The organism is Bradyrhizobium uaiense, assembly GCF_010811875.1.
Lineage (GTDB): Bacteria > Pseudomonadota > Alphaproteobacteria > Rhizobiales > Xanthobacteraceae > Bradyrhizobium > Bradyrhizobium uaiense.
Map to the genome: position 1 here is coordinate 1 of NZ_VKHP01000703.1, position 255 is coordinate 255.

At 58.8% G+C, this 255-nt stretch carries 1 protein-coding gene; it reads right to left on the minus strand.

All coding sequences use genetic code 11. The features are described 5' to 3' along the window. Positions 1-255: reverse transcriptase domain-containing protein (locus FNJ47_RS47155; RefSeq protein ID WP_249778693.1), on the minus strand; the 255-nt coding region annotated here is incomplete at both ends.

The following is a 255-nucleotide window of genomic DNA, read 5'->3' on the forward strand; positions in this document are numbered from 1 at the left end:
ACTTTCTCCAACAGCCGTTCATGCCGGACATTGTCAAAGTAGGCCCGCAGGTCAATGTCGAGAACTCGTGTCTTCCGTTGGACTATGGCTTCAGCCACGCGCTTGATAGCGCCATGTGCTGTCCGCTCGGGCCGATAACCGTACGACCCCGGTTGGAAGTCAGCCTCGAACACAGGCTCGAGGATGAGTTTGAGCGCCCCTTGTACCACTCTGTCCCGGATGGCCGGAATCGAAAGGACGCGGACTTTGCCCCCG